Source organism: Rhodococcus sp. EPR-134 (assembly GCF_001647205.1).
Taxonomy (GTDB): domain Bacteria; phylum Actinomycetota; class Actinomycetes; order Mycobacteriales; family Mycobacteriaceae; genus Rhodococcus_F; species Rhodococcus_F qingshengii.
In genome coordinates this window covers 1-4,122 of the sequence record NZ_LVCT01000190.1, presented here as the reverse complement: position 1 = coordinate 4,122, position 4,122 = coordinate 1, and the positions used below count along the sequence as shown (strand labels likewise).

Here is a 4,122-nt window from a genome sequence, read left to right as displayed (position 1 = left end):
TCTCGGTGGGTCGTACTCGGTGAATTCGGATGTCCACTCGAGACGCTTGCCCAGGATTCGCGAGACACCGTGCCAGCGGCTTCCCACGCCCATCGGGCCGTCGGTGATCTGTTTGCACTCGACCATCGAATTCTCCCAGTTGGGCCAGTTCTCGGCGACGGCGATGTACTCCCAGACGTCCTTGGGTGGCAACGCGATCTCCACGGATTGCTCGACTGTAGGCATGGTTGCTCCTCCACTTCTCCTTGGATCTGAATTTGCTTGTCGCAAAATGGATTTCGGGAACGGAATGAAAATGCGTACCCATATCCATTGTCCGCCTGCGACGGTGGCAAGTACAGGGAGTCAGCGTGCGAGGTTCACAGCCAGTTGTTGCGACGGAAGAGAAAGAACAAGCCGACACACACCGAAGCGATGAGGAACAGGATGGACTGATAGCCGTACTTGTAACCGAGTTCCGGCATGTTCTCGAAGTTCATCCCGTAGATACCGGCAACGCCGGTCGGCACGGCGGCGATAGCGACCCACGCGGAGATCTTGCGCATGTCGGTGTTTTGCTGCACCGCGATCTTCGCGAGTGCGGCGTCGACCAGCGAACTCAACACCTCGTCGTATTCCGAGATACGTTCGGCCACGATCGTGTGGTGATCTCGTACGTCACGGAAGTATCGCCGGATCTCCTTCGGGACGAGGCCGCCCGCGGGCTGGGTCAGCTGGAGCAGTGGCAATCCGAGTGGAGTGACCGAGCGTCGTAGTTCGACGATTTCACGTTTGAGCAGGTAGATGTGCTCGACGGCAACGGTGTTCCGCGGGTTGAACACCAACTCTTCCATGCTGTCGACGTCCTGTTCGACGAGTTGGATGACGGAGAGATAGCTGTCGACGACGTGGTCGGTGATCGCGTGCAACACCGCGAACGGGCCCATGGTGAGGCGCTCGGGGTTCTCCTCGAGTGACTTGCGCACGCTTGCCAGTTCGGAGTGATCCCCGTGCCGGACGGTCACTACGAAGTCGGGGCCGACGAACACCATGATCTCGCCGGTTTCGACGATCTCGCTCGCCGTCGCGACGGACTCGTGCGGTACGTAGACGACCGTGCGCAGCACCAGGAACATGACGTCGTCGTAGCGTTCGAGTTTCGGGCGCTCGTGTGCATGGACGGCATCCTCGACCATCAGCTCGTGGAGTCCGAAAGTTGCTGCGACATCTTGCATCTGACCTTCGTCGGGAGCGTGCATGCCCACCCAGACGAACGCGTTGTCGCGACTACGAACCTCGGCCAACGCAGCGCGGTGCGTGTACTTGCCCGGCAACCGCACGCCGTCCACGTAGACCGCGCAGTCGACGATCGCGCGGGCTGCCGGAACGGGGATCTTGGGCGCATCGGCTTGCGTCGATTTGCCGTTCGACCAATTCGGCAGTGACGGCATGGTTGGCACGCTCGCTCCTTCTCGGTCTGTAATGCAGTGGAACGGCAGGGGAACGGCACTACAGCGACACCTGATCGAATTGCGCTGCCGCTGCGGCGTAATCGTACGTCAGCTTCCGGCTCGCCCACCGGAGCGCGATGAAGTTGCCGATTGCTGACACACTGGAACAGTGCGAATAGATCTTCACACCCACTCCAACGCATCGGACGGCACCGACACCCCGGCTGCCCTCATGCGCGCCGCAGCCGACGCCGGACTCGACGTCGTCGCCATCACCGATCACGACACGACTTCGGGCTGGGCCGAGGCGGCGCAGGCCTTGCCGGCCGGCGTCAGCCTGGTTCGTGGGATGGAGATGTCGTGCGAAGGTCGAGGTGAGCGTGGTTGGCCGGTCGCTGTACATCTGCTTGCGTACCTGTTCGATCCGACGCACCCCGAATTCGCAAAAGAACGTGAGCGACTGCGCGCCGAACGCGTCGAACGTATCCGGGTGATGACGACCATGATGGCGCGTGACGGTCTGCCCGTCGATCCCGATCAGATCTTGGCTGACGCCGGTCCGTCCGTCGGACGCCCGCACGTCGCAGCGGCCCTGATGCGAGCGGGAGTGGTGTCGAGCATCAGTGAGGCTTTCTCCGACCTGTTGTCCAGTCGAGGACGATACGACGTTCCCAAGTACGACACTCCGCTCGAGTACGCCGTCGAACTGGTGGCAGCCGCCGGGGGAGTGACCGTCCTGGCGCATGGACGGGCCCGTTCGCGCGGCGGATTGCTTGCGCTCGACCACATCCGTGATCTGGCCGATCTGGGTCTCGGGGGTCTCGAAGTCGATCACCCGGACCATCGCAGCGACGATCGTGACGTCCTGCGCCGCCTGGCTGTCGACCTCGGTTTGGCAGTCACCGGATCCTCTGACTACCACGGCGAGAACAAGACGATCGGACTCGGCGACGAGCTCACGGACGAAGCCGAGTTCGACAAACTCGTCTCGGCTGCCACCGGCGTGGAGGTACTGGGGCGCTGATGCTCGACACCACGCTCTACCTCACCGTGTTCATCACGCTGTTCGTGATCATGGACCCGCCCGGAGTCATCCCGGTGTTCTTGTCACTCGTCGGACGTAAAAGTCGTGAAGATCGCAATCGAGCGGCATGGCAGGCCCCCGCCGTCTCCCTGGCGGTCATCTCGGTCTTTGCCATCGGCGGTCAGGCGATCCTCAACTACCTCCACATCGGCATTCCGGCGTTGCAGGGCGCCGGCGGATTGCTGCTGCTTCTCATCGCACTCGAACTGCTGACCGGCAAGGCCTCCAACCGTCCGCAGGGAGCCGACGACGTCAACGTCGCACTCGTTCCTCTGGGAACGCCGATGATGGCCGGTCCCGGTGCGATAGCGGCCGTCATCGTCTTTGTCGCCCAGGCCGACGGTGAAGCGGCGTCGTATCTGGCCATCGCGTCGGCGATTCTGTCCATCCACCTCGTGCTGTTCGTGGTCCTGCGCTTCTCGACCGCACTGATCCGGATACTGGGCGAGGGTGGCATCAGTCTGCTGGCACGCATCGCCGGTCTTCCGCTCGCCGCCATCGCGGTTCAACTCATTGCGGAATCAGTCCGCGGATTCGTCGCGGGAGCGTAAGAGATGACATACGACGACAGGTACGACCGGAACGACAGGTACGAGGACGACTACCAGTACCAGGAATATCAGGACTATCAGTACGAAGACGATTACGACTATCCCGCCGACAAACGACAATGGCTGCTGGTCCGCGCTCTACGCGCCCTGAGTGGCACCGTGGCGGCCGGAATCGTGGTCTTGACACTCGTGATCATCGGTTCGGCATATCTGGGCGGCAACCGCGGATTCCCGGGTCCGGGAACAACGTCGATCACCGCGCACATTGCGGCCTCGGTGGTTGCTCTCGCCGCGCAGATCTGGTGCGACCGCAGGCGGGGTATCGCGGCGGTTGCCGGATCGGCGGTCGTGCTCGTGGTGGCAGGGCTGTTGTTGGTGACGCAGTGGTGGGGATGACTGGGTGGGGATGACACGGTGGGGATGACTGGGTGGGGATGACACGGTGGGGATGACGGCTCGGGTTCGAGTGTGGTGAGGAATCCGACCGCTTGGAGGATTTGATTGTGATCCGACTCTGGTGGCAAACTGGAGTTACTTCGAGGCGGCGCCACAGCCCGGCCCCGAAGTGCAGGTTTCGTCAGAATTTCTCCCGAAACCTAGATTGCATGGATACGCCAGGGCTCACCCGCCCCACACCATGACGCTTCGGATGTATTGCGGCCCACTTTCTCGCGCACGCCGAATGCTCTTCTTCTCAGTAGTCGTTCGCGGAAGAAATGATCTCTGACCGTTGTGAACGTAGTTTCGCAGCGGTCCGAAGGATTACTTCCCAGTAACCCAGCCCCGCTTGAGGCTGGACTAATCAGGAGTGTCATCGTGTCCCTCGTGACTGAAGCCATCAACGTACCCAAGGTCGAGTTGACCGACGAAGAAATCTTTGCCGCTCACGTCGGTGGCAAGCTCTCGGTCGAGACCACAGCACCGCTCGATACGCAGCGGGCCCTCTCGATCGCCTACACGCCGGGTGTTGCTCAGGTGAGCCGCGCCATCGCTGCAGACGAAACCCTCGCCGATCGATACACGTGGACCAACCGACTCGTCGTCGTGGTCAGCGACG

Annotated in this window: 5 protein-coding genes and 1 pseudogene; 4 read left to right on the top strand and 2 right to left on the bottom strand. The window is 61.9% G+C overall.

Annotated elements, in window-relative coordinates:
* Together A2J01_RS08530 and A2J01_RS08525 are read right to left on the bottom strand one after the other, a co-directional pair.
* Positions 1–225 (bottom strand): SRPBCC family protein (locus A2J01_RS08530; RefSeq protein ID WP_197494184.1); only part of this gene is annotated, 225 nt, incomplete at its 3' end.
* A 134-nt stretch (positions 226–359) separates the two neighbouring features.
* Entirely contained in the window at positions 360–1,430 is a 1,071-nt protein-coding gene (locus tag A2J01_RS08525) for a magnesium and cobalt transport protein CorA (RefSeq protein WP_064112521.1), read from the bottom strand.
* Positions 1,431–1,599: 169 nt separating this feature from the next.
* On the opposite strand from A2J01_RS08525, the gene A2J01_RS08520 reads away from it, so the two are divergent.
* The 4 genes and pseudogenes from A2J01_RS08520 to A2J01_RS08505 all read left to right on the top strand — a co-directional run.
* Positions 1,600–2,454 carry a PHP domain-containing protein gene (locus tag A2J01_RS08520; protein ID WP_042923377.1) on the top strand — a complete coding sequence of 285 codons (855 nt, stop codon included), beginning with the start codon at positions 1,600–1,602 and terminating at the stop codon, positions 2,452–2,454.
* On the top strand, positions 2,451–3,065 hold the full coding sequence (locus A2J01_RS08515; RefSeq protein ID WP_442971558.1) for a MarC family protein: 615 nt from the start codon (positions 2,451–2,453) through the stop codon (positions 3,063–3,065). The genes A2J01_RS08520 and A2J01_RS08515 overlap by 4 nt, the downstream gene beginning before the upstream one ends.
* Positions 3,066–3,068: 3 nt before the next feature.
* Positions 3,069–3,461 carry a hypothetical protein gene (locus A2J01_RS08510; protein ID WP_064112519.1) on the top strand — a complete coding sequence of 131 codons (393 nt, stop codon included), beginning with the start codon at positions 3,069–3,071 and terminating at the stop codon, positions 3,459–3,461.
* 420 nt (positions 3,462–3,881) lie between these two features.
* Positions 3,882–4,122 (top strand): annotated as a pseudogene (locus tag A2J01_RS08505) (NAD-dependent malic enzyme); the annotation flags it as partial.